The organism is Polaromonas sp. JS666 (assembly GCF_000013865.1).
Taxonomy (GTDB): Bacteria; Pseudomonadota; Gammaproteobacteria; order Burkholderiales; family Burkholderiaceae_C; genus Polaromonas.
Genome location: NC_007950.1, coordinates 128,184 through 153,695 on the forward strand (window position 1 = coordinate 128,184; position 25,512 = coordinate 153,695).

Consider the following 25,512-nt stretch of genomic DNA (forward strand, 5'->3'; position numbering starts at 1 on the left):
ATTTAACAACATGACATCATAAAGTCGTAAACAAGTTTAATTTACACGACGTGCCTTCTCTGTCAACAACGCACCAATGCCCGCTTCAGACCCAGAGCGCCTGTTCAAGTTTGCGCTGTCAGTACCCGACACCGACCTTGGTTGGCTGAGGGCTATGACCTATCGCCCAGCTCGAAGATCGAGTCCATCGATCTCTTCAAGAGTTTGAACCACGGACTCCACCAGGTCGGCGTCGAAGTCGTCCCGGTTCGCTTCTTCGTGCGTACCCTTGTTCAGGTAGGTCCACACGAGATTGGCGGCCGGGATGCCGAGAATCCGGCCATAAGCGGCCGCCAGCAGGGGTTTGTTGGCGTGGGCAAAGGTCGCCGCGTCGTTCAGCCGTTTGAGGATCGCCTCGCAGAGGTTGCGCAAGCCAGGCTCGGCGCCGACGCCAGCAAGTTGCAGGTTCAACACACCGAGGTCATGGCTGGCGAGCCAGCGCCAAACTTTTTCAGACAGCATCTCGAGCCCTTGCCGAGATGAGGCCAGGGCTTCGCGGTCGTCCCGCGCGTTCTTTGACGCTCGCGCCTTCACCACGTAGTTCTTGCTTGGGACGTTGCCAGTCACTCTGGGCTGGTAGTTGCCGGAGTGGTTGCGGAACAGGTAGACCTGGCAATCGTTGCGCCGCTGCGCGGGCAAGTGCTGCTGGATGTCCTTGATGAACTCGTTGCTGTGGCAGGTGACGATGAGCTGCGTTTGGGCGAAGTGGTCGCTCTCGAAGATGGTCTCGCGGATGCCGCTGCGGTGGTCGTGGTCGATGGCGTTGATCGCGTCGTCGAAGACGATCAGCGGGCTTTGGATGCTCTGGCCCTTGGCGAGCAGGATCGCGAGGCCCAGGCATCGGATGTGGCCCTCGCTGAGGATGCGCAAGGCGTCCACACGGACCTGCGGATTCCCTCGGAAGGAAATTTCGATCTTCTGGTCGCCAGTCACTGGCAAGTGAAGGGCCACGAGCTTGTCGGGGTCCAAGTCATTCCGGTTGAACTCGTTGTAGAGGTTCATGGCCGTTTCGTTGAGGCCAGCCATGAGGGTTCCGGGAAGCTGGTTGCGGTAGTTCCTGAGCAAGGTCAGGAAGCGGTCGTATGCGGCCTTGATCGGGGCGTCGCGCTCAATGTCCCGCGCTTCTCGGGCGGCCTCGCCGATGAGCGCCGCGTTGGCCGCATCAAATGCCGCGATCCGGCCCCTTGCCGCCGCCACGCCATCGACAAGCTGTTTCCACTTCAAGTCCTGGGCTTGGACAGCCAGGCGGAATGCATTGAGCCCATCGCGTTCGGCAATGTTGCGCTGTCGCTCCTGGCGGGCAAGCAGCGAGGCAGCATCTTGCGCGGCCACGCGGTCGGCAACAGCCAAAATCTGCTCGAGAGTCACAGCGTTGGCCGCAGCGTTGACCCCTTGCTCGGGCCGCGCGGGATAGACAGCCGCCCACCAGTCTCCGGCAGGCTCGGCCGCCAGCCCGGCCAAGTATCGCCCCACGGGCGTCTCTTGTTCCTCATGGGCCGCGACGAACGCGGAGAGGGTCGCGAGCTGCCGGCGAAGCTCGCGCGAAGCCGTGGCGACTTTGTCCTGAACGGTCTTGCGCTCATCTTGGCGTTCGCCAAGTTCCTTCAACTGCGCGAGGCCGGCGGTGGCCTTTTCGTAGGGGTTGGCAGCGACATGGGGCTGACCAGCGAGGGGCGTGTCGCATGCCGGGCAATGGTCGCCTTCAGTGGCCTGCAGCGCGAGGACTGCGGTGTAGAGATCTTTGAATGACACCTGGCTGCTGCGGGCGTCGAGCTTGGCGATGATGCCAGCGAGCTCTTCATGGCCCTTGCGGGCCGCCTCGAAGCCATCGAGCAGCCCTTGGCGCGCCAGGCCAATAGCCGCAGGCGGCACGGCGTTGAGGATGGCTTCGAGCTCGTGCAGGCGGCCGGGGGCCTCGGCGGTGCCAATGAGCGCCTTGAGTCCCGCATACGTCATGCCCGCGGAGTGCGTGAGTGCGAGGGCGTCCTCTTCGTTTGTCAGGCCCAGCAAGGCTTGGGCTTCGCCGTTGACCGTGGTTTGGTCGGCGGCCAGGGCGGTGCGGCGGGCGGTCAAGAGTTGCTGTTTGGCCGCCACCATCACGAGCTGTTGGTCAATCGATTCGTTGAAATGGCCCACGAATTCGTTGAACTTGTCCATGCCGAACAGCGTGGCGATCAGCTCGGTGCGTTGGGCGGGCGGCCGGGCGGCGATTCGGGAGAACGCGTCGATGCGGTTCTTCTCGATGAAGCAGAACCGGTAGGTGTCGGCGCTGGCCGCCACGGGGACTTCCCGGTTCTGGTGGTCGGTCGCCCTCAGGACCGGCGCCTCAAAGCGCCGCGCATGGACGTTGGCGAGATAGGTTCTGCCGTCAATGCGCTTGGTCTCAGCTTCCTCGACTGAGCCCAGCAGGGCGTATTCCAGGCCTTCGCAAAGGCTGGTCTTTCCGCTGCCGTTCGGCCCGTAAAACAGGATGACCCGCTTTTGCAGGTCAAAGGGCTCTGGCGTGCGAAAGCCCCGGAAAGGACCAAGGGTCAGGTGCCGCAGCCGTTGCCATGGCCAGGTGCCGTCGGCTGCCACCGCTTGGATGTTGGGCGGCCCGTCGGGTGTCTGGGCCAAAGACCTGCGAGCGTGGTCCACCAAATAGATAGACCGCTGGCTGTGCTGGCGAGAGGTTCGCGCCAATCCGTCAAAGTGGGCCAGCGCGAGATTCGCGAGGCGCCGCACATCTGGCGGGGCCTGAGTTTCCGGCTGATGCAGCCAGGCCACGAACCGTTCAAAGTCTCGTTTGGAAGATGCCATGTCGCCCTTTCGATGTTTTCTTCTCTTGTTGCCCTGCGACTAGTCTCGCTAGTCACTTACCCCATCCCGGGGCGTCGGCTGCCCGATGACTATTTTCCCGCACAAAGCCATGACCGTGGCCACCGTGCGTTCCGCCAACGCAAAGGCTTGCGGAACGCCCGAAATCGGCCAGAAATGCCGCTAAAGCACTTGCGCAATAATGACCGCACAAGATTGAGGAGAGGGACATGGCAATTCGCTTTCGCAAGTCGATCAAGCTCGCGCCAGGCATCCGCTGGAACATCTCGGGAAGCGGTTCATCCTTCACGCTGGGCCCTCGAGGATTCTCGCTAGGCGTCGGAACGCGCGGCTCCTATTTGAATACCGGCATCCCCGGAAGCGGCCTGTACTCGCGTTCCAGGCTCACCTCCGGCAGCCCGAACGCCAGTGCTCGGCCGTCCGACAGCTTCGCCCCTTCGGACCCGGCTGCGTTCACCGGCACAAGCGTCAAGATGACCTGTGGCGTTTCCGACGACGGAACGCTGTATTTCCAGGACGCATACGGTCAACCCATGCCGGAGCACTGGGTGGAAAAGGCGAAGAAGCAAAACCGGGAGGCCATACAGAACCTGATCCGCACAACCTGCGAGCAGATCAACTCCCAGGTTGAGGCGCTCGGGTGCCTGCATCACGAAACCCCGGACCCAAGAGTGAAGCCTAAGTTCGTGGCGCCCCCATTCGACGTCAAAAAGCCGGTCCGACCCATTCCAGCCGCACCTGGATTCGTGGACAAGGTTCTGGGCAGAGCCAACAAGATCGCGGAGAGCAATTCCGAGGCGCAGCAGCGATTCGAGCGCGAGTTGCAAAGCTGGGACGGCAAGTACTCTGAGTACGAGAAAGCCGTAGCTCAGAGTCGCGATTTCATCGAGCGGGCGATCTACAACGACCCAAAGGCGATGGAACAGCACTTATCCAATGCCCTTGAGGACATCGGTTGGCCGCGGGAAACTGAAGTGACTTTCGACATTCGCGACGAGGGCCAAGCCGTAGCCTTGGATGTGGACCTCCCAGAAGTCGAGCATATGCCCACCAAGCTCGCAGCGGTGCCGTCGCGTGGCCTGAAGCTGTCTGTCAAGCAGATGTCTGGAGCCAAGGTGCAAGAGCTCTATTCGGACCATGTCCACGGCATCGTTTTTCGCCTCATTGGTGAGGTGTTTGCCGCCCTGCCGACCGTCCAGAGCGTCATCACTTCCGGCTACTCCCAGCGGCCCAGCAAGGCTGACGGCCAAATCCGTGACGAGTACTTGCTGTCGGTACAGATCGAGCGGGCACAGTGGGAAGGCATCAACTTCAAGGGGCTAGCCCAGGTCGATCCGAGCGAGGCGCTTGCCCAGTTCGACCTCCGACGCGATATGACCAAGGGCGCTCTGCTCAGGCCGATCCAGCCGCACCTTGCGTGAGTCCCGCCCCGCGCAGGCAAGAGAAGTATAGGCGTCGGTAGCCGTACGTCCGCCGCCCATGGCGGACAGTCGCTGAATGCGGAAGCGGACGCTTAGCGTTGACGACACCGCTGCGGAAACCTTGCCGCTCTAGTACTTTTCGTGGTTCATGAGCGAACGCAGGTGACGAGCTTCATCTGCGTATCTTTTTGCACGACGCACATCGTCCTCGATGGCTTCAATGGCTCGCTGAGACTCGGGCTCGGTCAGCGACTTTTCGACGTGCCGTACTAGCCCAGACAACGTCCAGGCTGCGATGAGCACCAAGTCTTGAAAGGGCTCGTCGATGTACGCATCGCCCACGGGTTTGTTCCGCTTTACGCCGTGCCAACCGGGATTCTTCATGAATGAAGGCGCGCTTTCGCGGCCGAACGACAGGAGGTAGCCGTGGACTAGGCTGTTGCGGTACTCGTTCAAGTCCTCGGCAGCGTGCGCAGCGACCTTCAGGATGGCGTTGCACTTGTCGCTCACCTTGGGGTTGCCCTCACCGAGACGCTTGAACTGGTCTTCTGACTTCATCTTTTCGGTAAACGGCCGTAACCCGTTGACGTCAGTCTCCGTCAGGGTCCAAAGCGCACGCTCCAGCGTAGTCTCGAACAGGCCATAGGTCACGATAAACGCGCCGATGAGCATCAACCGTTCGGGTGTGAGGCCGAGGCTGAGCAAGCGCGCTTGGACATCGAGCGATTTGGCTGGGTAGTTGTATGGTGGCATGTGGCTCCCTTGGGTCTTGTTGTTGTGGACGTCCGAGCGTAACAATACCGGCTCTAAAGCCGGCGGTGCAAGGAAATGGCTCGCCAAGTGAGCTTCCGCGTCACCAGCCCTCCTGTGCTGGCCTACCCCTCTCCCCCGGTTGCAGCAAATAGAGCACCTTGCCGAAGTGTCCTGTATCCTTTTAAAAAATTAGGGAGAGATGCATGAAACCGAACCACTGCCACCATAGTCGTCGTAAAAAATGAAGACAGTCATCCAACATGCTTGGGAGAACCTCGCAAACACGCTCCGTCTTTATGTAGAAAGCCAGATGGGCTTCAATGACCTGTACGCGGTCGACAGACCCGATGCGGTCCGGTAGTGGTGATCGAGGCGATTCGAGAAACAGAGTGACAAAGGATCCATTCAAACCGGCTTGATCAATTGTCACTTTGAGCTAATCTGCATCATCAATAGCACAGAATGTGTCTCATGAAACTCTCAACAGTTTCCCCGTCGGGCACTGAGTACAGTTTGAGTTATTGTCACAGGCGCCTTTCGGCTTAAATTCTTGTCTACAACTTGGAGAACTCTTTTGAAATTTCGTAGCATCCTCGCTTTGTCCGCCCTTTCCGCTGTTGTCGTTCTGAGCACCGGCTGCGCAAGCCAGCTTCTGTCCGATGAGCGCCTTACCAACAACACGGCCCAAACTCTGGGCGTGCCAGCTGGTGATGTGACCGTGAGCAACCGTCAGGAACAAGGTACCAACACGACGTACACCGCCAAAACCAGGGCCGGCGTCGAATACAGCTGTTCGGTCAACGGCGGCGGCATCCTGGCGGCCGGCATGGTTCAAGGTGCCCAATGCGCCAAAAAAGGCGAGGCCCTCAAGCCAAACCGTCCTTTTGGCAAGTAATTTCGGCGCCAGGCCTCGGCATGCTTAAGGTATGCTGGCCGTTATGCTGGCTCGTTTACAAAGATCTGGGCTTTCGCCCTGTCACCGGCTACCTGAATCACAAACCCAAAAGGCCACCGATCCGTGAGGAAAGGTGGCCTTGAGGGTTTCAAATATAGCCAGTGGAGTTCGAATGGAACTCCACTAGCTCATAGCTTCATGTCACGCACTGCTTGCGCCCAGGAACGGCTCCACAGTAGAGACTGGCTGGAACTGCGAACATCCACTTCAGTTCCTGTAACAGCGGTGAAGGCCATGGCCATCACCATGTTGGCATCGACGAAGTCGTGGCTGTGACAGATGCCAGGATCTGTTTCGGCCTTATTGAGCGCAACTATCTGCAGGTACACATCGTCACCGACCTTGCTGCGAAGTGCGGTCACAAACTGTTTTGCGAGGTCGGCGACCGTTTGGTTGTCGAATTCGATTTCGAGGACCGATCGTCCTTCAGGGCCTGAGGCGCCGGCTTCCACTGCAGCGCAGGCGTCGTCGACCGTGGTGCGATCATTCGGCGAAATGGTTGGGAGCAGCTGGTGCCCATCCGAGGTGGCTTTGAATTCCGAACATTCCTGAACGTATCCATCACCATCCTCGCTTCTAGGCCAGCTCAGAGAGCAGCCGCTCAGCTCACCTGGCACATACTGGAAGTTCTTACACGTGGCGCAGAGGTCGTCGTCACTGACGGATTTGACTCCCCCAGAGAACGCGATCGGCCTCAATGGGTTGTTGACCATTTTTCTATCTCCTGATGAATGGAGAGCACCGGCCCGATTGGGCAGTACCCGCCGGGTTGATGAGTTCAGATCCCGTAGTGGGACCTGACAAGGCGTCGCCGTTCGGCGAACGGGCGCCCGTGCGTTACTTCGATTGGTGCCCGTGCAACGAGCTGCCGCAAGGCTGCTGCGCGCACGCGCGGGTGGTAGTCAGCACTTGACCGCGCTATGCGGATCAGGTGGTAGACGGGCAAGACTTCTGTGGCACGGAGGTGGCCAAAGAAGCGCTGTCGTTTTTCGCTCGCGAGAACACGTTGGGTCGACAACATTTCCCTATCTCCTGGTATGGAGAGCACCGGCCCGGTGGGCATCGAGTGCCCGTCCGGGTGGTTTTGGTAGATCTATCGGGTGGACAACACCAAGGTGTTGTGGCCCACGAGTGTGTACACGCCACGACTGTTTTGTGTAATGCGTCCATTTCCGCGACGTACAGCAGCTCGCATCAATCGCAGGCCTGCCGCGGCTTCGCTTCGGGCAATACGATACGGTGCTGATTCGCGTCCGTTGAATGCGTCGTAATGGTCTGGTTTGGAAACGACCGGAAGCCTTTTCTCCAGTTTCCGACCTGCATCGGGCATCGCATTGGTGATGGATGGGCCACCCGCTACAGAACGTGACAGCTGAGATGGGTTCACTGGAAACCACCAGGCATCCTTATCAAGATATACGAACCGACCGTACTCCACCGAGGGCGCGAACCCAGTGACAAGCTTGTTGTGGAATTTCGCGCCGTAATCATTCGTGAAAGTCACCACGTCACCGACATTGAATTCACACGGCACCGGTGGCGTGTCTTGCAAATCCGTCGCTTGTGGGTATTTAGGCTGCTTCATCAGCATTTTCTGATCTCCTATTGAATGGAGAGCACTGCCTGCATGGGCAGATGGTGCCCGTCCGGGTTGGTGTTAGCTTGAACCTCAATCGGTGCAAACTCAGGCGCTATAACGCAGCGCGAGCGGTGTTGAACAGGGTGATTCTAATCCTGGAACGAAGCTGCCAGAAGAATTTCGGAAAAATCAAAAAAACGGCACCGCCAGGGTGTCTGGTGCGCGACCGGGTTTATTCCTCATGGGTCAATATTCAAGCGGCGCCGACACCTTGGCCTTTAATCGATCCAACGCGGGCGCTGCTCACCCGGTTTGACGTCTATGGGCCCTCGGTCGCTCCAAGCCTGACGGTGAACCTCGATCAGGTGCCTTGCCATCGTCTCGCCGTCTTGCGCGCCGACTTGTACGCGCAAACGGTGCTTTGCAGGTACGCCGAAGCGCCGCACATCGATAGTAAAGCTGACATCCCGGTAACCTGGCGCGTTCCCATACGTGATCAAGTCGGCGATCACGTCCACATCTCCGTCCGCTGCAGACAACGTGGATAGCGCGGACTCATCGCGGGCTGTCTTTGCCACGACTGCTAGTGTCGCGTTTGCTTGGTCAATCATCTTGGCTGCTACTGGGACCAGCGCCGCCCACTCAGGCCCGATACGATCAAGCGCCTGGGGAATTGTGTACCCCAAGTTTGCCAGCCAGTCTGAACGATTCAACACAAGTGCGGCGGCAAGGGCTTCCCCCGTGGAAAGCATGTTGATTCCGCCTGCCGCGGCATCGCGTGTCTTCATTAGCAAATGCTCGATTTCCGACATATTGTTTTCCTTGAGGGTTAGCTAGAGAGCAACAAGCTCGGCGATTTTTGCCGCGACCACCGCCATTGAATCTTCTGCAGTGTCCAGGCCGCTTCGGGAGGCGAGCATGGCGCTGACATTGCGGAGATCGTCATACGTCGTGTTGTGCACAATGGGAACGAGCTGGTTACGCGCCAGGAGTGCCGAAAGCTCTTTGTCGGCGATGCCCTCCTGCGGGAGGCGGCGCAGCAGCGCAGGGGTCACCAGCACAAGCCCGATACGCGAATTCGTTAAGCCCTTGTCGATGGCGCGCATCATCGGCACGCCGAGGCCAAGGTCCTTCTCGCTGAACCAGACTTTGACGCCAGCCACCACGAGCAAATCGTGCAGCTCCTTGGCGGCCCCCTGCCGGTCGTCCCACGCGTGGCACAGGAAAACGTCACGAAGGTCAGGTTGCGCCGCTGCACGCGTCTCAATGGTTTGGCGGATTGGCGTGAGCGACTGCACTTGGGCAGACGTGTACGACACGGACGAACCTGCTCTCGACCAGCGCGGCTTTGAGCTACTGCTGGACCTGCCGCCGCCGCTATAGCCACCCCCGGTGCTGCCCGACGAGGAGTAGGACGATCCGTAGCCGCCGCCATAACCGCCATATCTGTAGCTGCTGCGGGAACTGCATGCAGGGCAGGCCGCCGCCGCCGCCGAAGAGTTGTGTCCACGTACTGGTGCTGTGCATCTAGCCATCTCGTTTTCCTCCTGGTGCCGCCTATCTGACGGTCGTTGTGTGCGGAATGCACTGGGAAACTCGGCCCGCCGGGCTTCACGGTGGAATCTACAGGTTTCCTTCATCAATCATCGTTGGGGGTCAGCAGCACAAGTGCATGCCTGTTGGGGTCAACGGATTCACCCAGCATGCCGGCCACACTACCAGTCAACCCCAATGCCTTGAGATTCGCGTCCGTAGGGTCGAGCGGATAAACTGCCTGGGCGAGCCGCATGCCATACGGCTGGTTCTGCATGCCTTCAGTCGGCGTGAACATCAACCCAAGCGCAGAAACCGCCTGCACATAGGCTCTCACTGTCGGATCGCGTGGCGAGTCCATGGGGGTGTTGTGCCAGGAAAGATCGTGCCGCCAGCCACTACGGTCCTCTCCAGACCAATCAGTTGCCGTCAGGATGCTTTCAAGCATCTCATCCGAAACAGGCAGAGGCAGAATATACGCCCGCAGGGTTCCACAGCTCATGCCGTCAACTTGTTCATCAATTTCAAGCCAGTGGTGCTGGGAGCTTGCCGAGGAGGCGGGGACGCTATAAGACAGAAAAGCCAGGATGCCTGACTTGGTAGAACCCGATCCATTGCCGGGGTAGCCGCCACCAAAAAGCCACCCATCAACTGTGCTCAGCGACATGACTCTTTACCTTGAACTGGTCGTGTTAGTGGGTGCGGGTGGCGATGATCGCCGCAGCGTGCGCGTCAGCGCTTTCGCCGGCGCGCCAGGCATCGAGAGCAGCGTCCATCGAATAGCCGTCCTCGATTGGAGTACAACGTTTCCGAGAGCGCGAGCAACAGAATCAGGCACGCCCTTCGGATTCCGAGCCGTTGCGCCTTCGATCCATACTTCCGGCCAAAATCCAGCCATGTTGCTATTCACACTGGGGATGCCGAAATACAGACCGGTTGGTCCAACTCTATCCAGTGCCACACTGCATTCGCGCTGCAACTCATGGGTGCGGCTACGGATGCTGCCGAACTTAGCGACGATATTGTTGGCCTTTGCACGTATAGACTGCCCGGCGATTGGGTCGAGCGCTTCCAAACAGGCAATATGCGCTTCACAGTGACTAACGCAGTCGAAATTCACGTATTCATGAACCAGACCCGGCTTGACGACTTTCATAATGCTTTCCTCGATGTTCAAAGTGATTTCGGACAGGCCGGCTGTCCGCGCGACCGGATCACGACTGCCACCTTGCCTGTTGAGAAGCTGCAGGCGAAGTAGCCGATGTCTTTCGGGCCTGGGGCACCATCTTTGTCAACGGCAACCGTGCTCAGCGTGTTGAGCAGCCGATCCACCGCGTTCGTCATCGAGGTTGCGCCATTCAACTTCGCCGCAGAATTGAGGCCAGCGGCATCCAAGATAGGGAAGTCAGCGGCAGCCTCCCACTTGGCATGCCGACCTTCAGATTGAGCCCAGCGTTCCACCAACGCGGAAAGTGACTTGTCCTGCGAATTAACCGTCCAGGCAGCGTTTTGGGCTTGCGCGATCGCAGAGAGTGACAACATGGCCGCAGCCAAGAATGTGAATTTTGATTTCATTGATTTATCCTTGTTGATGAGTTTTTCTTCTTGGCGCCGCCTCCATGGAGGTCGGTGTGCGGACTGCACTGAAAAGCCCGGCACGCCAGGCTTCTCGGTTCGGTCTACTTCAGCTCGGCCACCACTTTGTTACCTTTGAGCGTGACAACCACCAGAACACTTCGCGTCTGCTCTGCGTTTGCTACCGTGTAGGCCAAGAGGGCAAATTTCATTCTGCCTCTTCAACTGTTTGTTCAGTTGGCTTTAGTATATATCCCCAATGGGGATATATCAAGAACTATTTGAAACTTTCTTTTTAACCCGCTCGTGGACTGCCTTCAACTTCTCATGGGCGAGGATTTCTCGCACCAAATTCCAGATCGTCTCGTCCATCGTGCGGAAGTCCTTGGACTCCCCTGGAAGCAGCCACTTGTCCAGGGTGCGCCTGGCGCACCCCAGGCGAGCGCAGAACGCATCGCGGGTCATTCCAAGCTCACCCATCGCAGACCGAAGAAATTCCTGCTGCGTGCTCATGCGAATTGAGCTGCCATCCGGCGAATCTTCGGGCGCTTCATCTTTCCTGCCTGGTAGAGGTCGTACTGCATCTGCATACCGGCCCACAGTTCAGCACTGGTGCCAAAGGCATCGCCCAGCCGATAAGCCATGTCAGGGGAAATTCCAGACGATCCCGTCACCACGCGGGAGAGCGTGACCCGGTTTACACCCAACTGCAAAGCGGCCTCAGTCACAGTAATTTCACCCAAATACTCCCGAAGGACTTCGCCTGGGTGCGGCGGATTGTGCATGCGAGTCATATCAAACCTCAGTGGTAATCGCGGTAATCAACGAGCACCGCGTCTGTGCCCTCAAAACAAAAGACTAATCGCCAGTTTCCGTTGACGGTCACTGCCCAATGCCCCTTTAAATCGCCTTTCAGCGGGTGCAAAGACCAGGCCGGGGCGGAAAGGTCTTCCGGCTTTATCGCCTGGTCAAGAGCGGCTAATTGGAGGCGCAGTTTGGGCGCATGGGCTGCTTGTATTCCAGCCTTGCTACCGCTCTCGAAAAAGCGCTGCAACCCCTTGTGTCGAAAATTCTTGATCATTTTTGAGTATTGTAGTGCGTAGCGCATCGGGCTACAAGGTCAGAACGGCATTTGCGAACATGTCGCACAAAACATCCGGTTTAACGTCAATGTACCGCTGCGAACAATCCATGCTGGAATGCCCCAGCAGCTGCGCTACGGTATCCATGTCCCCGGTGGCGGCCAGAACCTTGCCAGCGAAAGTCCGCCGCCCAGAGTGGCTGGAGCCACCTTTGATCCCCGCCTTGGCGTACAACCGGGTTAAGTGACTCAGCGAGTCGCATGCACGGTAATCCCGGCGTTCCCCAGTCTCAAGGGTGCGACGTTTGGTGTTCTGGCTCATGCCGGTGCCGCGACTACTGTAGACCAGTGGCTGATGAGGCAACAGCCCACGATACGTAGATGCGCCCAACTCAGTGCCAATACCACGGGCGAGCCGATAGGCCAAATAAGCGTCTAGGGCCGCAATCAGGGGTTGCGTGACCAGATACGCGCAGCGCTGTCGACAGCCCTTGGTGACCGCCTCACGCAAGCTTATTTCGGTACGCAGCTTGCCGGAGGGAAGCATCACGTCTGCGACCGTGATCCTAGAGATTTCGGTGACTCTCAAACCGCAGTGGTGCCCAAGCATGAGCACCAGAACATCCCGCTCGGCGTAACGCGACGTGGCTTGAGTGATTTTTACAAGTCGGGAGAACTGGCCTTGGTGGAGTGGCTGGGCGCGTTTGATTTTTGACATTTGACCTCTGTAATTCGATGCAGACATGGAAAAACAGAGAGAGCCACTGGCAGGCTCTTTTTCGATGATAACTGGCGTGGAATGGGCTCTAAAAGGAAAGTTGGAAGACGTGGCCAGGTCGTGCAATTTCAGCGCAGCTAAAGTTGGATGGCACCGGCTTGGCCTGTCGCCGCAATATCCTTTAGACTTGAATTTGTGCTCCGGTACAAGGCTTCAACGCCAGGTCCAATTTCTGGCATGCGTCTCTAAAAAAATCTCCATGCGAAAACCTCAGCGTCAGTCCAAACAGCCCACCAAAGGCGCGACCTCAACAGCGGAACAGCAACGCAGGGCTTCCTCTCCAATCGCTGCAACCGTTGGCCAGCTCATTCAGCTTTCCCTCGCTGAATTGCAGGACTTGAGGGGAGAAAGTTTTCTCATCGAAGACCCGGACAAACTGGCCAAAGGGCTGAAACTGAGTCAGCTGGGCGCTGATCTGGCACGCGCTTTTGAGCGTGGCGAGCTGGACGATCCCATGGTAGGCTGGGACACCATATCGCGCGTCGCTCACGAGTTAGGTCCACGCTATCAAGCATTGGTGGCTCGGATTCGGCAGCCAGGGCCGGAACCTACGCCCGCTGGACCGTTGCCACGACTCACGCTCAACGGAGCGTTTGTTCAGGAATTGCTGCTGGCCGGGCCGCCAGCGCTGGGTTTGGGTGTGATCGAGGAAGGCGGCAAGCAAAGCGGTGTATTCGCTTTAAAGCTGGATGGACCTCTTCCCAACGGCGCCAGTGGTTTTCGGTTTGGTCATGCGCTGTACGGAAAGGACTGTGTTGAGGGCATCTATTTCACTTTTGAGTTCTACGGTTTCGCTCACTACCACGCCCTTGTCGATCCGTGCTCGCCTGTCGTACGCGGCGCCATCGCAAAGATGCTGGATGCAGTGGAGCTGCAGTTTCTTGTGATCAACACGCAAGGCCAGGCTAGCGTATTCCGCGGGTCGGACCCTTCGATGCTGCGGAATGACTGGCCAAAGATTGAAGCCGCGCGCGATGTCGATAATGCTTTCGAGCGCGCGAGTGCAGGCTTTGAGAGGCAGGCCGTGAGGAAACCTCTCTTGAATTGGGTATGCCGAAACGATGTCAGTCAACTGGACCTGTCAGAAGACCGGCTGGACTTGAACCCGTGAGCTGAGCCAGATCTAAGGCGGCCTGTGGCGACTCTCGAAGGACAGTTGAAAAACCTCTGGAGTTTATATCGCGGCGGCTTACACCACAGAAGCCCGGTATAACTCAATCAGCAATTCATCCATCGTCGGGTTGGTATGGTGCATGGGATGCACACGCCGGGACCTGGTAAACCGCTGCCACACCCCAATCGACAACAACTCGATCCGTCCATAGCTGACGGACAACCAGCAATCGGCCGCCAGTCGCTGCAGATATTCGGAGACCAGCGTCCTGGAGACGCCGCACAGTGAGGCGATAACATTCTGTTTAACCGGGATTTCTATCCCACCATCCAGGCCGTCCGTTGGCGGGCGCTCCGAGCGGGAAGCCAGCGCCTCTGCAAATTGCGCGATGCCCATCACCACGCGCAAACAGGGGTTGCCCAGTTTCATCAACATCAGCATCTCCGTTGCCTTCTGAACCCGCCAAGCCGTCAGCTTGGCGATATACCGCGAGAACCCCGGCTCAGTATCAAAAATCTCCCACAGCAAGGCCGTTGGCATGGTGATGACCTGGGTCGGTGTCAGGCAGGAAAATTCAAGGTACGACGGCATGCGGTTGAGGATGGGCTGCTCGCCGAACCAGGAGCCAGGCCCGTAAATCTTGATCGGGATAGACTGGGCGCCTTGGGTTGGAGCGGCGGCGGCCACCAGGCCCGACATGATGAATTGCCACGAGTCAATCTGACCGCCCTTGGTCCAAATGATGTGCTGCGCATCATAGGACTTGATTTTGAGTTTTGAGGCCACACTGCGGGCAACAGGCTCGGGAATCCCGGCCCGGCGCAGTGTTTGGACGGCATAGTTTGACAAGCAACTCCTCTAAACGACCCGACATGCCCCCTCGATCAACATCTTGATGTTAGCGCTGCAACACCTTGTAATGCGGGAACGCACTGCTCTTGCTGTGGTTATTCAGTTACCAAAAGCCGCCTCGACCGCTGCTGCCCGTCGCGACAGTTCGCCCTGGTAGTACACCGCCGTGGTCTTGGCGTCGGCGTGCCCCAGGTTTTCCTGCAGGATGTCGATGGCCCCGCCCGCCTCCACGAAGCGGACCGCGTGGGTATGCCTCAGCCAGTGCAAGGTCGCCGCCCAGACCCACTGCTGCACATCTTGGGGCAGGCCGGACGCATTAAGCGCCCGGCGGACCAACGACTGGAACGAGCGCAGAAACACCCGGTAAGACACCGGCGCGCGGGGATCAAGCGTCGAGGCCACCAGCGGCACCGCTTGCGCTCTTGGTTCCCACGCACCAGGCCGCGGGCCGCCAGGTAGGCATCCAGCGCCGCCAGGGCCACCCCCGGCACGGGCACCAGCCTGGCCTTGCCCCCCTTGCCCACCACCGACAACACCACCCCGCTCTCGCCGGCATCGGCCAGATGCCCCAGCTGGGCCGCAATCAATTCCGCGGGGCGCAGCCCGGTGGCCAGCGCGAAGCGCAGGACAAACAGCATCCGCACGGCCGAAGGCTGGGGCCCGGCGCCCACCAGGTAGTCGATGATCGCATCCCACGCCACGCGCGGGATGGAGCGCGACGTCGGCAGCACCAGCGGTGCATCGTCCAGCCGGCGTGACACCAGCACCCAGGGGTTCGAAGCCAGATAGCCCGCGTTGACCAGCCAGGCGAACATGGACTGCAATGTGCTCAAGCTTAATTTCTGCGCGGCGAGGGACAGCTGGCCGCGAAAAGGCGCCCACCCCAAGGCAAAGGGCTGCGCCCGGCGCCGGCTGATCCAGCGCAGCGTAACCGGTAACCCTGCGGCGTTCTTCCTGCGGCGACCATCTGTTTCGACAATGCACGCATCGTCAACAGATGTGGAGCAACAGCGGTATGAAGGCAAACAGAAGGCGGCGGCCGAACGAGCAGGGCTGGATCGAGGTGATGCGGCGCTTTGATGGTGCAGGCACGACGGCTGTGGAAGCAACACTTCGCCGAGCAACCGCTGCGCTCGGACTTGCACCGAGCCGGCGCGTAGACAACGGGCCACCTCGTAACCTACCGGCGGCGTTGGACAATCGTCCCATGACATCGATCTCAAGCCAAATTCTCGTGGAAGCCGTGCTGCGCTTCGATCGCATGACCTTCCAGGATCGCGAGCGGCTGGCCGAAGAAATCCACGCCCGACAGCCAAACCTGTTCTTTTCGGTGCTCGTCCTTCAGCGATATGGAGCCACCCTTGAGCAAATCGAAGTGGTGCTGAACCTGCTACTCGTCTTCTACGAGGCGATGAAGATCAGCGGGAGAGCCTGGCCGATCATCTCCGAAGACGTTCAGGAACGGTGCCTCAGACGCATTTCCGCGCGCGTGCGCTTCATTGAAGGCATGACCCAACAGCAGCAAGTGCAAGCCACTTCGGCCGCCATCGCCGATCATCCCGAGCAGCAGCTGCTGGCATTCGTCTTTGGCAAGTTCAAGGAGCACCACCTGCTCGGCATCGAAACCGAGACGCAAAAGATGCTGATGTTGGCTGCGTTGAACTTGGTCGAGTGCATCGCGGAAACAGCGCCGAGAACAACAAAGTGAAACCGCCGACATCACCGAGAGCATGTCCTTCGTGGCCTGGCCGACACGCACGCACCGATACCGTACATCCTTCACATAATCAATGACGCCGTCGGCTTACCGCTTACGGGGGAATGAAGCGCCCACCAGGTGCGCGCACGGTGATTTTCCCCTTGCTTTGCCGCTTCAATCCGGGCAAATAAGCTCGAATCCGCCTTTTCCCCTCGCCCTTCATGCTCCCCGGCCCCGGCCGGCAGCGCGCAGGTCCATTTTTCAGGCTATTTTTCATTTACAACATTCGTCTTCGTCAATCGAGACCGCGCCCCCTCCTCCTTGGTGACTCTTCGAGCGCCGCGAGGCGCGTCCCGCTTGAGCTGGGGCCGAGGGGATGCGAGGAGAGCGAAAGGGGACGGTCGATCAAGACGGGGGGTAGGAAATAGCGCGGACGGATGAACGGCGGTTTGTTGTAAATGAAATTCTCTCGCTGACAATGGAGGATTGCGGCCGCGCGGGCCGTAGCAGTCGATTCAGGCTGGTGGTTGCCGGCGCCGAGGGACCGGGGCTTGTCGCTCCCTTCCAAGGCGTAGCTTTCTCGGAGAAATCGCGTACTGTTGCGGTTAAATATGCGCTCAACGGAGGTAAGAATGTTCAGGATGCAGGTGTGGAACGAAGGCTCCAGGGTCTACCAGGACGTGCGGGTGCGCGGCGACCATCTCGGAGCGCAGGGCTTCGACGTGGCGCAGCCGGGCGTGCCTGCCACCGAATACGACAGTCCGCATGCGCTGCAGAGAGACAAGGATGACCTGCAGGACGAGAAACATGTTTTCTGCGGCATTGATACCAGCAGTGGCAAGCGCTTCTTTGACAACGCGGACTTCCCGCCGCAATGGGAAACCGAGGAAGGTGGGAGTCATGAAAACGCCTAATGTGACGTACCGGGTGCCGGCCGACGGGTTGGCCGAACGCATCGCCGGGTGCGTGCCCAAGGAAAAGCACCATGACCTGGGCAAGGTGATCCGCGCGGAGCATGGACTGGGCGCGGCAAAGCTCGTGCTGACTGAGGCCGGTTCTACAAGAGCGCGGGAGCGTGTCATAACCGCCGCCGGCGACCACATTGCGAACGACTACGAGTCGTGGTTGCACACCGAGTTGGCCAAGGACGGGGGCAATGCCGCCGAGACGATACGCCGCCTGGCCCCGCTGGGCTACTTGCTCACAGCATGCCAACTGACAGTTTTGAGTTTCGTTCACGACAGAGGCGGCGCCCATCAGGACAATTTCGTGCAGCTCACTGTTTGGCAGGAAGATGAATTCCTGGACCGGCCCGCCTTTGACGCAAAGCCGTGGTTTTCGGTTCGCGACCACTATGACCTGCAATCGGCCGCGGGCCCGCACTTCTCGGGCGAGGCTCGCGCTCGGGTCCGGCCAAGTTCGTACAGCCTGAGGGAAGTTATAGACATGAAGCTCTTCATGGCAGAACTGGACGCCGTCGAAGCCGACCAGCGCGCCGTGGCCAGCCGCAGGCGGTTCGAGCTCACCGACGGCCGTACAGGTGAGACCGAAATCAAAACCTATGCCGAAATGAGCCCGGGTTTTGATCGCTATCCGTCGAAGGAACGACGGCTGTTCAATGACTGGACCGTTTCCAGTGCCGGCCGCAGCGGAGCCAGGCTCTGCGACCACTGGGTGATGAAGACCTGGGACAGATCCGGCGTCAAGCACAATCCGCACGGCGACCGCTCAATCGGAATTACACCCAGCTGGACCTTTTCGTCCAAATTGGCCGAGATCAAGTCGGTAAAGAGCGTGTACGCCTTGCTCGGGAAACTGGAGACGCTGGACCGCCGTGTGAAGGTCCCGTTCGGCTGGTACTTCTTCATGCTGCATGGCAACCGCGTTCGAGACTGGGTCGGGAGTGAAATTCTCACGGCGGCGGAGTCTGGGCTCGTCGTCTTGCCGGAGCATGACTACCGCGTGCTCAAGGCCTGGTCAGAGATGCCGTATGGCTTTTAGCCCCTTGAGCGAATCAAAAGCACCCACCATCCAGCAGCAACATCAAAAACACGGGAGTGACATGAATTCATCCACTAAAAACAACAACTTTCGCAACCAGATCCATGTGGGGCATGCCGGGCCCAAGGGCAGCTTTGGCGAAACTTTTGGGTCGGCAAACGCCTGATTTTGAGTGGGGGCTGGTTAGCTAACTTTACTTTGTTGGGGGTTGGGCAGATTTAGCCATCTTCGCGCTCTGTCCACGGCGCGCTACACGGTTGAATGCGTCTCAGATGTCGGACAAACGAATGGAAGCCTTCGCCGGCGGAAGTTCTCTGATCCCCTCTACCTGACACCAGACGGACTGTTGCGCGGCTTTCCCGAGAGCGACCCCGAACTTTTCGCGGATATGGATCTGGCCTTGGCAGCACTGCGCCTATCCGTTGTCGATGGGGAATGGGAGGTTCGCCGACGACGCTTGCCATCGAGCTGGCAGGAAAGCGATATCTCCGATGGGTTCGCGAGGTGAAAGGCAAGCATTACCAAGAGCCGCGCCGAACTCCGGAGGAGCTCGCCGCCATATTCGCCCAGGGCGGCCTCCCAGCCCTAATGAAGCTCTACAGCAAAGCGCACGCGTTCAAAATCGCCACGCGGCTGCAGGCGCAGCCCTGAGACTTACTTGAAGTTTTTGGGTTCTGTTCTAAGGTGATCTAAAGGGGTCGCGGTTGGCCCCCCGGCACATGCCCAGGTCTGGTGGGCAAAGCGATCACTATGAATTTTCAGCAAGCGGACCTTTTTGAACCCATTCGAGCAGCTTACGAAGCCGGTGGAACCCTGTCGAATGCCGATCTGTATAAGCGGCTAGCTACGGATGATGTCATCCCGGAAGGAGCTTTGCTTGAGCGTATCCCTGTTGGGAAAGCTGGCGACTTGCACAATCCGATGCTGCGTAAAATTCGTTGGGCCCAACAGTCGCTCCGCCGATTGGGACTGCTGGAAAAGGTCCCTGGAGAACGCGGGGTATGGCGCTCAACAAAAGAATCGCGCGGCGACCTCACTCCAGCACCGCCCCGCGCGATTCTTCTGGGCTTTTCCACCAAGTTGGGCCTGGCACTGTGGGGGGATTGCAAGGATGTGTTTTCGCAGATCACAGAACCGGTTCACTGCGTGATCACGAGTCCGCCTTACCCCATCGCCAAAGGACGCGCCTACGGCGCAGTTAGCGAGGTCGAATACGTTGACTTCATCTGCCACGCTCTGGAGCCAGTAGTTCGGCGGCTGGCGGCCGGGGCGTGCGTCGCTCTCAACCTAACAAATGATGTTTTTCTCAAAGGTACCCCGCTGAGGTCGATGTTCAAGGAACGTCTAGTGCTGGCCGTGCATTCGAGACTCGGTCTAAATAAATTGGAAGAGGCTTGCTGGGTGGATTCGACCAAGGCCCCGGGTCCTATCGCATGGGCAAGCAAAGAGCGTTTCCTGCTGCACACCGGCTATGAGCCCATCTTGATCTTCACAAACTCAGACAAGCCCCTTTTCGCGAACAATCAGCGCGTGCTGCTTCCGCACTCGGCGCAGCACCTCAAGCTGATCGCTAAAGGCGGAGAAGCCCGCACAGGCAGCTATGGGGACGGTGCGAATCGCATCCGGCCAGGAGCATTCTCTCGCCCCACAGCAGGCAAGATACCGACCAACGTCCTTTCATTTCCCCACCGGTGCCGGAGTCAGGACGAAGTCCGAAAGTTCGTCAACCGCGAGGGCTTGCCGAACCATGGGGCGACCTTCCCTCTTGCACTGGCAAAATTCCTCGTCGAATACCTGTCAGAAGCTGGTCAATTGGTCGTTGATCCGTTTTCAGGATGGTTCACTACTGCTTTGGCAGCGGAGCTAACTGGCCGACGCTGGATCGGTTGCGAGAAAATGCTGCAATACATCGAGGGCGCGCGCCGGCGCTTCTTTGACTGTGACGGCTACCTTGAAGACTACCTGCTCGCAGCATGACGGTGGAACTTGAAAAAAATGGCAGCGTGTGCATGATCTGCTTTGTCCCCAAACGCCTCAATCATTGCGCAAAGGCAACCCATGTTGAACACCCCTGATCTCTTTGCCGCTGATGCTCCGCTTGCTGTGGCCAGTGCAAAAGCCGACTCGACCCTTTTTGCACAGTGGGAGGTCGCACGCAAGAGCGACCCCTCACGCCCAAAGGCAATCGGTGCCCAGGGCTTGGCCCAGGCACGGCTGGTGTGGAACAAGTGGAGTGAATTTCTCGCACTGCGAGGAAAGAGCTGGTCCGACGCATCTCCAACTGATATTGCCGCCTTCATCGAGGGTATTCAGCCGAGAGCCCGTCAGAACGGTAAGGTGAATCCGCCAACCTCCCCTGTCACAAAGCGACGGTACTGGCGGATCATTCGCGATATTTATGCCTTTGCCGTCCTGAGCTCGCTGCTCGAAGAAAACCCAGCGATGGGCGATAACGTCAGACCCCGAGAAAGTGAGCGTGCCGACTCGTTCGTGCTGCCTTTCCATGCGTGGATATCGCTGATAGACCAGATTCCCGGTGGTTTTACCTTCAAGGATCGCCGCAACCGGCTGGCGCTGATGTTGATGATGCGATGTGGCCTGACGGCCGGCGAGATCGTCAGCTTGAGCGTGGGTGACGTCGCGGCGGTGCCAGCCTTGGAGCATCAGCGCGCAACTTTTGGCCTTCCACTGCTTCAGCCTGAAAGCCCCAACTGGCAAGCTGCCGATGCTTTCCCCGAATACGCGCTTCAGGTGTCGGGGCGTACCGAGGTGCTCTCGCGCACGCTGTTGCTGGATCCGCGCACCAGCAAAGCTCTGCATGACTGGATGCAAGTGCGGGTTATCGGCAAGGAGCGGCCACCGGCGGACCATGAAAAGCTACTGGTGGGGGCCACCGCAGGTGAGAAACTTACCGCGCGCCTGCTGTACAACATCAGCGCGGCTCTCTTCGCCTGCAGTGAAGAAGGCCGGGAGATCAAGATTCGATTCGGACCGAACACGCTCAGGAACACCTGCATAGTGATCTGGCTGAATAACGGAGTGACGACGACTGAGGTAATGAGGCGCTGTGGAGCGAAGGATCCCGGCATCGTGACGCGGCTGCTCAAGCACGTCAAAGCCGAGGTGAGGTACTAGGTGCATCCTGGCCAACGAGTGACCCTTTCCAAGGTCAAGAGCGACTGGCATGCCGCATGCCACCGCCGCGGCCTCTTGCGACCGGATGCGGCCAATCTGTCGCCGTTCCTGGAAGGCCTGGACGTGGCCTGGCTGCAGGCTCTCGAAGCCGCGCTCTGTCGATGCGCGAACGGTACGGAGCAAGGCGGAGATTTTGCCTTCCTAAACTGGGCCGCAAAGAGCACTGCCCCGACTGTTTTCGGCGTGTTGTCGGAGGTCGGCCTTTCGTGCACTGCGACAGAGCTTTTTCTTGCTGGTGTTTCTCTGATGGATCGCGGCTGGGACATGTCGGCACGGCTTGTCGGTTTGAAGGATAAGCCCGACGACATCGAGGCACTACGCGACGCACTTGTCCAGCACCAGGCTCAGCCAGAAGTGGCAGCTACTCCGCCGGCCAGCGCCGGCCCTGACCGAGCACGCCATGTCGAGGGTAGCCCCCTCCCCTATGGGGCCACGCGCCAGCCAGCCAGCGTCCCGCCACGGCAGAACCACGGGGCCGACGTAGGCGACGGGGAGGAGGAGATCGATACGTCGCCGCCTGCGCAGGGTGAACGAACTCGCCTCAAGCTCTACGGCAGGGCCGCTGCGCATACGGTCGAGATTGGACCGCATCGGCGAGGTGAAGATTTTCTCGGTTCCCACGTTGTCACTTTTGAGTCTGCGAAAGCGCAGCCGGGCGGCACCTACGACTGGGCGCGCAAGTTGACCTTCCAGCTTACCCCCGAAGAGATGCCGGCGGCGATCGCGGTACTCATGAACATTCAACCCAGCGTGCGCTTTGAGTATCACGGCAAGGCGAGGGACAAGTTCCTCGAGCTGCGCTGGCAAGGCAGTGGGCTGGCTGTCGCGACGGGCCAGAAATCGCTGCACTGGGTAGTTCCCGTTCAGTCGGCCGCGGTGTATTACCTCCTTTGCCTCTTTTGTCGCGCGATGGTCCATGGTCAACCGGGGATGAATATGACCGACGTGATGGCCATGGTTGGCGCCCTGCCGGGACGCGATCCTGTTCCACCGGTCAGCGCCTAGAGAGAACGCCACGCCGAAATCCGACTTTGGCAGTGTGTTGTGTTCGATTACGATATAGCTGTTCACCTTGAATCGCCCGCGATGCGTTATTTCGCCTGACCACTCCCCTGTGCAGTGGATCCTCTCAACCCTTAACGTCTCTTGACGTCCGGAGTCTTATGAATCTCGGTAGATTGAAATTTAAATCCAGCGCGTGGCCCACGTTTGCTTTTGCCCTCCTTGCTATAGCTGCTTTGGTCGGCGGTATTGTTCTCATTGCTGTCGGCAAGCACAGTCGCGAGTTCACCTTTGGTTTCTTGGGCGCCGTGTCGATCGGCGCTTGCGTATTGTTTACGCTGCTTGCACTGCTCTGGTGGCCACGCAGGGGTGCGGCATGATGGCCACGCAGTGGCGGGCGGCGGTGCTTCTCGCGGTGGCTATCGGAGCTTTAGCCTGGTCGCTTAGCAGTCACGCCGGTCCCTGCAAGGACGAGTTTCGCTACATCCTCAGCGTGCGTCCCGGTGATGACAGCACATATCTCAGCATCGACTCTGAAGGCTCTTTGCCAATCCGTCATATTGGCGGTGAGAAAACACTGGTGCTGTCGGTCGAAAGACTTAGTGAGAACCAGGTGCTAGTCGAAGCAATGTTCGCCACAGACCGCAATCTGGCCTCCTGGCGTGCGACGATCCAAATGGACTCGCAGCACCCAAAGGCATTCGGCCGGGAATTTAGACCCAAGCCCGATATGCCGGTATTCGGCATTGCGTTGATTCCCCTATGCAAGGGGACTTGAGCAGCCGAACTGTATCCATCAAAGCCGCCCCCTAAACCGGGCGGCCTTTTTTTTTGGTCTGCGGGGTGTGCTATCCGTGTGGCTTCAGCGCTCGGCCAGTCTGGGCCTCAGCGCCGTGTTCTTCGTTGAGGAAGGCCTGCATTTGCGCCAGAGCCTCAGGCGTCCCGTCCAACACCCAGGTGGTGTATGAGCAATTTGGGCAGATTGCCCCGCCGGCGAGGCGCATGCCGGTCATCCCCCGAACATCCATGGGCTCTATCTCCGAAATGTCCGTTTCACAGTGATTGCACTTGACCGTCGCGGGGAACTGCGCCCGTGCTGTGGTCTTTGCTTGGGCGGCGCGCTCTTCGTGCGTTCCGCGAATCTTTGCTTGGCCCATCCTTGCGCTCCTCGTTGTGCAGAGAGACCAGTTTATGCTTAGTTCGCAGGCTAGATCGGCTTATTGTCGACGTTCTAACTTGATCGGCATAGGGGGTCCCCCGCAATGGAAGACACCCCTGCCACACCACCGGGCATGCGGGTCCGCACCCGGCGGTTCGAGAGTTTGAGGTCATGAGAGTCGGGGTACGCCCATTCGATCGAAGTAAGCGATTGTCAACACATTGTTCAGCAGCATAGCGCTGTTGCGCCACCAGCGGCGACTGTACACCGCCACCCGTTTTGCAACATCTTCGTCTGCACCAAGTGCTCTGAGCTCTCGGTAAATCGTCCCCGGCCGCTTCCAATGTTTAAGCTGAATCGCCCTTAGTCGGTGACGTAACCATTTGTCCAGCTCACGCCAGACTCTTGGTGTTTGCGCCAGTCCGAAATACGCTTTCCAGCCCAGCACATAGGGCCTGAGCTTTTCCACCACTTGCTCCATGCTGCGCCCGCCCGAGCGGCTCGTGAGTTGTCGGATTCGGGCCTTGAAGTCGCGCAGCGGCTTCTCAGCCACTTTGCATTTGACCTCTTTGCCCTTAGCCACCCACAGCGCGTAGCCCAGAAACTTGCGCCCGAAGGCGCTTGCCACCGCACTCTTGGCTTCGTTGATTTGAAGCTTCAGCCCGGCGTACAACTTCCTGAGCAGCTCCATCACCCGCTGCCCCGCCTTCACACTGCCCACATAGACGTTGCAGTCATCAGCGTAGCGCGCAAAGCTATAGCCCCGCGCCTCCAACACCTTGTCCACTTCGTCCAGCAGCACGTTGGCCAACAGCGGTGACAGGGGCCCACCCTGCGGCGTGCCCTGTTGACGATCCATCACCACCCCTCCATCCATGATCCCAGCGTTCAGGTACGCCCGAATCAGCCGGATGACTCCGGCATCATCGACACGCTTTCTGAGTCTGTCGATCAGGATGTCGTGATTGACCCGGTCGAAGAACTTCGACAGGTCCACGTCAACCACTACACGTTTGCCCGATTGCACGTGCGCCCGCGCGGCCTTCACCGCGTCGTGCGCACGCCGCCCAGGACGAAACCCGTGGCTGTGCTCGCTAAATGTAGGATCGATCAGGGGTTGCAGCACTTGCAGCAGTGCCTGCTGGATCAACCGATCCAGCACCGTCGGAATGCCCAGCTCACGCTGGCTTCCATCGGGTTTGGGAATCATCACCCGTCGCACCGGGCTTGGCCGGTACGTTCCTGCCAGCAGCTCTTGGCGGATTTGGGACCAATGGTTGCGTATTGTCTGAGCAGTGTGCTCGATGTCGAGCCCGTCCACCCCGGCAGCACCCTTGTTGGCCTTGACCCGCTTCCATGCCACTTGCAGGTTCTCTCTTGTCAGCGCCGCTTCCAGCAGGCCACCTGTGCCTGCCTTTGACTTTACCGACCCTATGTCCGGGTGTTCAGAGAGCGGGTCGCAGGCTTCGTCGCTGATGAGATCGCGCACAGCTTCACCGTGCGCTACGCTCACCCGCCCGGATTGGTCCGGCATCTGACGCTTTGCCTTTAACATCTCTTCTGTCCTCGGTCATTCACTCTCGTTCGGTCCTTCGTGCGTTGGCTTGTGCCTCAGCGGCCCGCTACTGGCACTACTACGACCTCAGCTGACTCCTCGCTCCAACATTCGCTGTCGCCCTTTCAGGCATGAGGCGAGGTCTCCCCAGGTAAGAACGCACTCCTTCATCGTACAACCGCCGCATCTACGCCACCTCGCCTTGGTCACAAGAGCTTCGCGGATCGATGCCCGCTCGCCCTGCTTGGCAGCGCCTTCTATGCGATTTTTGTCCATCGGCTCACGATTTACGCTCCACGCTTCCTCCCCACATTCGGTCACCCTCATGCAGTTGCGCTTCACTTCACTCACTGTGACCAGCTCGCGGGAGGACTTTCACCTCCAGGAGTGCGCCCATGCTGGGC

27 protein-coding genes are annotated in these 25,512 nt (G+C 59.0%); 10 read left to right on the forward strand and 17 right to left on the reverse strand.

What is annotated here, in order from left to right; all coding sequences use genetic code 11:
* Nucleotides 1-159 precede the first annotated feature (159 nt).
* The gene (locus tag BPRO_RS26840) at nt 160-2,838 is read right to left on the reverse strand and encodes an AAA family ATPase (protein ID WP_011486201.1); all 2,679 of its coding nucleotides are present in this window, start codon (nt 2,836-2,838) and stop codon (nt 160-162) included.
* Nucleotides 2,839-3,065: 227 nt separating this feature from the next.
* Between BPRO_RS26840 and BPRO_RS26845 the strand changes: the two genes are divergently transcribed.
* Nucleotides 3,066-4,277, forward strand: a complete 1,212-nt coding sequence (locus BPRO_RS26845; protein WP_011486202.1) for a DUF4236 domain-containing protein — start codon at nt 3,066-3,068, stop codon at nt 4,275-4,277.
* A 129-nt stretch (nt 4,278-4,406) separates the two neighbouring features.
* Here the strand turns inward: BPRO_RS26845 and BPRO_RS26850 are convergent, their stop codons facing one another.
* Entirely contained in the window at nt 4,407-5,117 is a 711-nt protein-coding gene (locus BPRO_RS26850) for a hypothetical protein (RefSeq protein ID WP_232291623.1), read from the reverse strand.
* Between the two features lie 487 nt (nt 5,118-5,604).
* Here BPRO_RS26850 and BPRO_RS26855 point away from each other — a divergent pair, with 487 nt between their 5' ends.
* A complete protein-coding gene (locus BPRO_RS26855) occupies nt 5,605-5,925 on the forward strand; it encodes a hypothetical protein (protein WP_232291624.1) in 321 nt (106 codons plus the stop codon).
* Between the two features lie 188 nt (nt 5,926-6,113).
* Here BPRO_RS26855 and BPRO_RS26860 read toward each other — a convergent pair whose 3' ends face one another.
* From BPRO_RS26860 to BPRO_RS26900, 11 genes are all read right to left on the reverse strand, one after another.
* The gene (locus BPRO_RS26860) at nt 6,114-6,698 is read right to left on the reverse strand and encodes a hypothetical protein (protein WP_011486206.1); all 585 of its coding nucleotides are present in this window, start codon (nt 6,696-6,698) and stop codon (nt 6,114-6,116) included.
* Between the two features lie 380 nt (nt 6,699-7,078).
* Nucleotides 7,079-7,576, reverse strand: a complete 498-nt coding sequence (locus BPRO_RS30285) for a hypothetical protein (RefSeq protein ID WP_011486207.1) — start codon at nt 7,574-7,576, stop codon at nt 7,079-7,081.
* Nucleotides 7,577-7,842: 266 nt separating this feature from the next.
* Nucleotides 7,843-8,376, reverse strand: a complete 534-nt coding sequence (locus tag BPRO_RS29355; protein WP_157046066.1) for a hypothetical protein — start codon at nt 8,374-8,376, stop codon at nt 7,843-7,845.
* Between the two features lie 21 nt (nt 8,377-8,397).
* A complete protein-coding gene (locus tag BPRO_RS26870; protein ID WP_011486209.1) occupies nt 8,398-9,099 on the reverse strand; it encodes a toll/interleukin-1 receptor domain-containing protein in 702 nt (233 codons plus the stop codon).
* A gap of 104 nt (nt 9,100-9,203) precedes the next feature.
* On the reverse strand, nt 9,204-9,764 hold the full coding sequence (locus BPRO_RS26875) for a hypothetical protein (protein WP_011486210.1): 561 nt from the start codon (nt 9,762-9,764) through the stop codon (nt 9,204-9,206).
* Between the two features lie 6 nt (nt 9,765-9,770).
* Nucleotides 9,771-10,253: a hypothetical protein gene (locus BPRO_RS29130; protein ID WP_157046067.1), complete on the reverse strand. Its 483-nt coding sequence runs from the start codon at nt 10,251-10,253 to the stop codon at nt 9,771-9,773.
* 17 nt (nt 10,254-10,270) lie between these two features.
* On the reverse strand, nt 10,271-10,672 hold the full coding sequence (locus tag BPRO_RS29135; RefSeq protein WP_157046068.1) for a hypothetical protein: 402 nt from the start codon (nt 10,670-10,672) through the stop codon (nt 10,271-10,273).
* A gap of 270 nt (nt 10,673-10,942) precedes the next feature.
* On the reverse strand, nt 10,943-11,185 hold the full coding sequence (locus tag BPRO_RS26885; protein ID WP_011486213.1) for a hypothetical protein: 243 nt from the start codon (nt 11,183-11,185) through the stop codon (nt 10,943-10,945).
* Complete coding sequence (locus BPRO_RS26890; protein WP_011486214.1) at nt 11,182-11,466, reverse strand: HigA family addiction module antitoxin; 285 nt, start codon at nt 11,464-11,466, stop codon at nt 11,182-11,184. The genes BPRO_RS26885 and BPRO_RS26890 overlap by 4 nt, the downstream gene beginning before the upstream one ends.
* An 8-nt stretch (nt 11,467-11,474) precedes the next feature.
* Nucleotides 11,475-11,753 carry a type II toxin-antitoxin system RelE/ParE family toxin gene (locus BPRO_RS26895; protein ID WP_041390650.1) on the reverse strand — a complete coding sequence of 93 codons (279 nt, stop codon included), beginning with the start codon at nt 11,751-11,753 and terminating at the stop codon, nt 11,475-11,477.
* Between the two features lie 31 nt (nt 11,754-11,784).
* Nucleotides 11,785-12,471 carry a tyrosine-type recombinase/integrase gene (locus BPRO_RS26900; RefSeq protein ID WP_011486216.1) on the reverse strand — a complete coding sequence of 229 codons (687 nt, stop codon included), beginning with the start codon at nt 12,469-12,471 and terminating at the stop codon, nt 11,785-11,787.
* A 25-nt stretch (nt 12,472-12,496) separates the two neighbouring features.
* Between BPRO_RS26900 and BPRO_RS28270 the strand changes: the two genes are divergently transcribed.
* Nucleotides 12,497-13,642 (forward strand): hypothetical protein, encoded by a 1,146-nt coding sequence (locus BPRO_RS28270; protein WP_157046069.1) that lies wholly within the window; start codon nt 12,497-12,499, stop codon nt 13,640-13,642.
* A gap of 78 nt (nt 13,643-13,720) precedes the next feature.
* Here BPRO_RS28270 and BPRO_RS26910 read toward each other — a convergent pair whose 3' ends face one another.
* From BPRO_RS26910 to BPRO_RS30290, 3 genes are all read right to left on the reverse strand, one after another.
* Complete coding sequence (locus BPRO_RS26910; protein WP_011486218.1) at nt 13,721-14,494, reverse strand: Crp/Fnr family transcriptional regulator; 774 nt, start codon at nt 14,492-14,494, stop codon at nt 13,721-13,723.
* A 102-nt stretch (nt 14,495-14,596) separates the two neighbouring features.
* On the reverse strand, nt 14,597-14,869 hold the full coding sequence (locus BPRO_RS29140; protein ID WP_369794734.1) for a tyrosine-type recombinase/integrase: 273 nt from the start codon (nt 14,867-14,869) through the stop codon (nt 14,597-14,599).
* The gene (locus tag BPRO_RS30290) at nt 14,752-15,330 is read right to left on the reverse strand and encodes a tyrosine-type recombinase/integrase (RefSeq protein WP_198141074.1); all 579 of its coding nucleotides are present in this window, start codon (nt 15,328-15,330) and stop codon (nt 14,752-14,754) included. Before BPRO_RS30290 ends, BPRO_RS29140 begins: the two co-directional genes overlap by 118 nt.
* 182 nt (nt 15,331-15,512) lie before the next feature.
* Between BPRO_RS30290 and BPRO_RS26920 the strand changes: the two genes are divergently transcribed.
* The 7 genes from BPRO_RS26920 (at nt 15,513) to BPRO_RS26960 (ending at nt 23,172) form a co-directional block, all read left to right on the forward strand.
* Nucleotides 15,513-16,205: a hypothetical protein gene (locus BPRO_RS26920; protein ID WP_011486219.1), complete on the forward strand. Its 693-nt coding sequence runs from the start codon at nt 15,513-15,515 to the stop codon at nt 16,203-16,205.
* Between the two features lie 623 nt (nt 16,206-16,828).
* A complete protein-coding gene (locus BPRO_RS26925) occupies nt 16,829-17,110 on the forward strand; it encodes a hypothetical protein (RefSeq protein WP_011486220.1) in 282 nt (93 codons plus the stop codon).
* The gene (locus tag BPRO_RS26930) at nt 17,097-18,197 is read left to right on the forward strand and encodes a hypothetical protein (protein ID WP_011486221.1); all 1,101 of its coding nucleotides are present in this window, start codon (nt 17,097-17,099) and stop codon (nt 18,195-18,197) included. Before BPRO_RS26925 ends, BPRO_RS26930 begins: the two co-directional genes overlap by 14 nt.
* 750 nt (nt 18,198-18,947) lie before the next feature.
* On the forward strand, nt 18,948-20,174 hold the full coding sequence (locus tag BPRO_RS26940; RefSeq protein WP_041390657.1) for a site-specific DNA-methyltransferase: 1,227 nt from the start codon (nt 18,948-18,950) through the stop codon (nt 20,172-20,174).
* A gap of 81 nt (nt 20,175-20,255) precedes the next feature.
* Nucleotides 20,256-21,332, forward strand: a complete 1,077-nt coding sequence (locus BPRO_RS26945) for a tyrosine-type recombinase/integrase (protein ID WP_011486223.1) — start codon at nt 20,256-20,258, stop codon at nt 21,330-21,332.
* A gap of 18 nt (nt 21,333-21,350) precedes the next feature.
* Nucleotides 21,351-22,397: a hypothetical protein gene (locus tag BPRO_RS26950; RefSeq protein ID WP_041390659.1), complete on the forward strand. Its 1,047-nt coding sequence runs from the start codon at nt 21,351-21,353 to the stop codon at nt 22,395-22,397.
* Nucleotides 22,398-22,770: 373 nt separating this feature from the next.
* On the forward strand, nt 22,771-23,172 hold the full coding sequence (locus BPRO_RS26960; protein ID WP_011486225.1) for a hypothetical protein: 402 nt from the start codon (nt 22,771-22,773) through the stop codon (nt 23,170-23,172).
* Nucleotides 23,173-23,722: 550 nt separating this feature from the next.
* Here the strand turns inward: BPRO_RS26960 and ltrA are convergent.
* Nucleotides 23,723-25,108: a group II intron reverse transcriptase/maturase gene (gene ltrA / locus BPRO_RS26970; RefSeq protein WP_011486227.1), complete on the reverse strand. Its 1,386-nt coding sequence runs from the start codon at nt 25,106-25,108 to the stop codon at nt 23,723-23,725.
* Nucleotides 25,109-25,512: the final 404 nt, after the last annotated feature.

Coding starts and splice junctions, on each gene's coding strand:
- BPRO_RS26840 (WP_011486201.1), bottom strand. CDS start 2,838: ATGGCATCTTCCAAACGAGACTTTGAACGGTTCGTGGCCTGGCTGCAT.
- BPRO_RS26845 (WP_011486202.1), top strand. CDS start 3,066: ATGGCAATTCGCTTTCGCAAGTCGATCAAGCTCGCGCCAGGCATCCGC.
- BPRO_RS26860 (WP_011486206.1), bottom strand. CDS start 6,698: ATGGTCAACAACCCATTGAGGCCGATCGCGTTCTCTGGGGGAGTCAAA.
- BPRO_RS30285 (WP_011486207.1), bottom strand. CDS start 7,576: ATGCTGATGAAGCAGCCTAAATACCCACAAGCGACGGATTTGCAAGAC.
- BPRO_RS29355 (WP_157046066.1), bottom strand. CDS start 8,376: ATGTCGGAAATCGAGCATTTGCTAATGAAGACACGCGATGCCGCGGCA.
- BPRO_RS26870 (WP_011486209.1), bottom strand. CDS start 9,099: ATGGCTAGATGCACAGCACCAGTACGTGGACACAACTCTTCGGCGGCG.
- BPRO_RS26875 (WP_011486210.1), bottom strand. CDS start 9,764: ATGTCGCTGAGCACAGTTGATGGGTGGCTTTTTGGTGGCGGCTACCCC.
- BPRO_RS29130 (WP_157046067.1), bottom strand. CDS start 10,253: ATGAAAGTCGTCAAGCCGGGTCTGGTTCATGAATACGTGAATTTCGAC.
- BPRO_RS29135 (WP_157046068.1), bottom strand. CDS start 10,672: ATGAAATCAAAATTCACATTCTTGGCTGCGGCCATGTTGTCACTCTCT.
- BPRO_RS26885 (WP_011486213.1), bottom strand. CDS start 11,185: ATGAGCACGCAGCAGGAATTTCTTCGGTCTGCGATGGGTGAGCTTGGA.
- BPRO_RS26890 (WP_011486214.1), bottom strand. CDS start 11,466: ATGACTCGCATGCACAATCCGCCGCACCCAGGCGAAGTCCTTCGGGAG.
- BPRO_RS26895 (WP_041390650.1), bottom strand. CDS start 11,753: ATGATCAAGAATTTTCGACACAAGGGGTTGCAGCGCTTTTTCGAGAGC.
- BPRO_RS26900 (WP_011486216.1), bottom strand. CDS start 12,471: ATGTCAAAAATCAAACGCGCCCAGCCACTCCACCAAGGCCAGTTCTCC.
- BPRO_RS28270 (WP_157046069.1), top strand. CDS start 12,497: ATGGAAAAACAGAGAGAGCCACTGGCAGGCTCTTTTTCGATGATAACT.
- BPRO_RS26920 (WP_011486219.1), top strand. CDS start 15,513: ATGAAGGCAAACAGAAGGCGGCGGCCGAACGAGCAGGGCTGGATCGAG.
- BPRO_RS26925 (WP_011486220.1), top strand. CDS start 16,829: ATGTTCAGGATGCAGGTGTGGAACGAAGGCTCCAGGGTCTACCAGGAC.
- BPRO_RS26930 (WP_011486221.1), top strand. CDS start 17,097: ATGAAAACGCCTAATGTGACGTACCGGGTGCCGGCCGACGGGTTGGCC.
- BPRO_RS26940 (WP_041390657.1), top strand. CDS start 18,948: ATGAATTTTCAGCAAGCGGACCTTTTTGAACCCATTCGAGCAGCTTAC.
- BPRO_RS26945 (WP_011486223.1), top strand. CDS start 20,256: ATGTTGAACACCCCTGATCTCTTTGCCGCTGATGCTCCGCTTGCTGTG.
- BPRO_RS26960 (WP_011486225.1), top strand. CDS start 22,771: ATGATGGCCACGCAGTGGCGGGCGGCGGTGCTTCTCGCGGTGGCTATC.
- ltrA (WP_011486227.1), bottom strand. CDS start 25,108: ATGTTAAAGGCAAAGCGTCAGATGCCGGACCAATCCGGGCGGGTGAGC.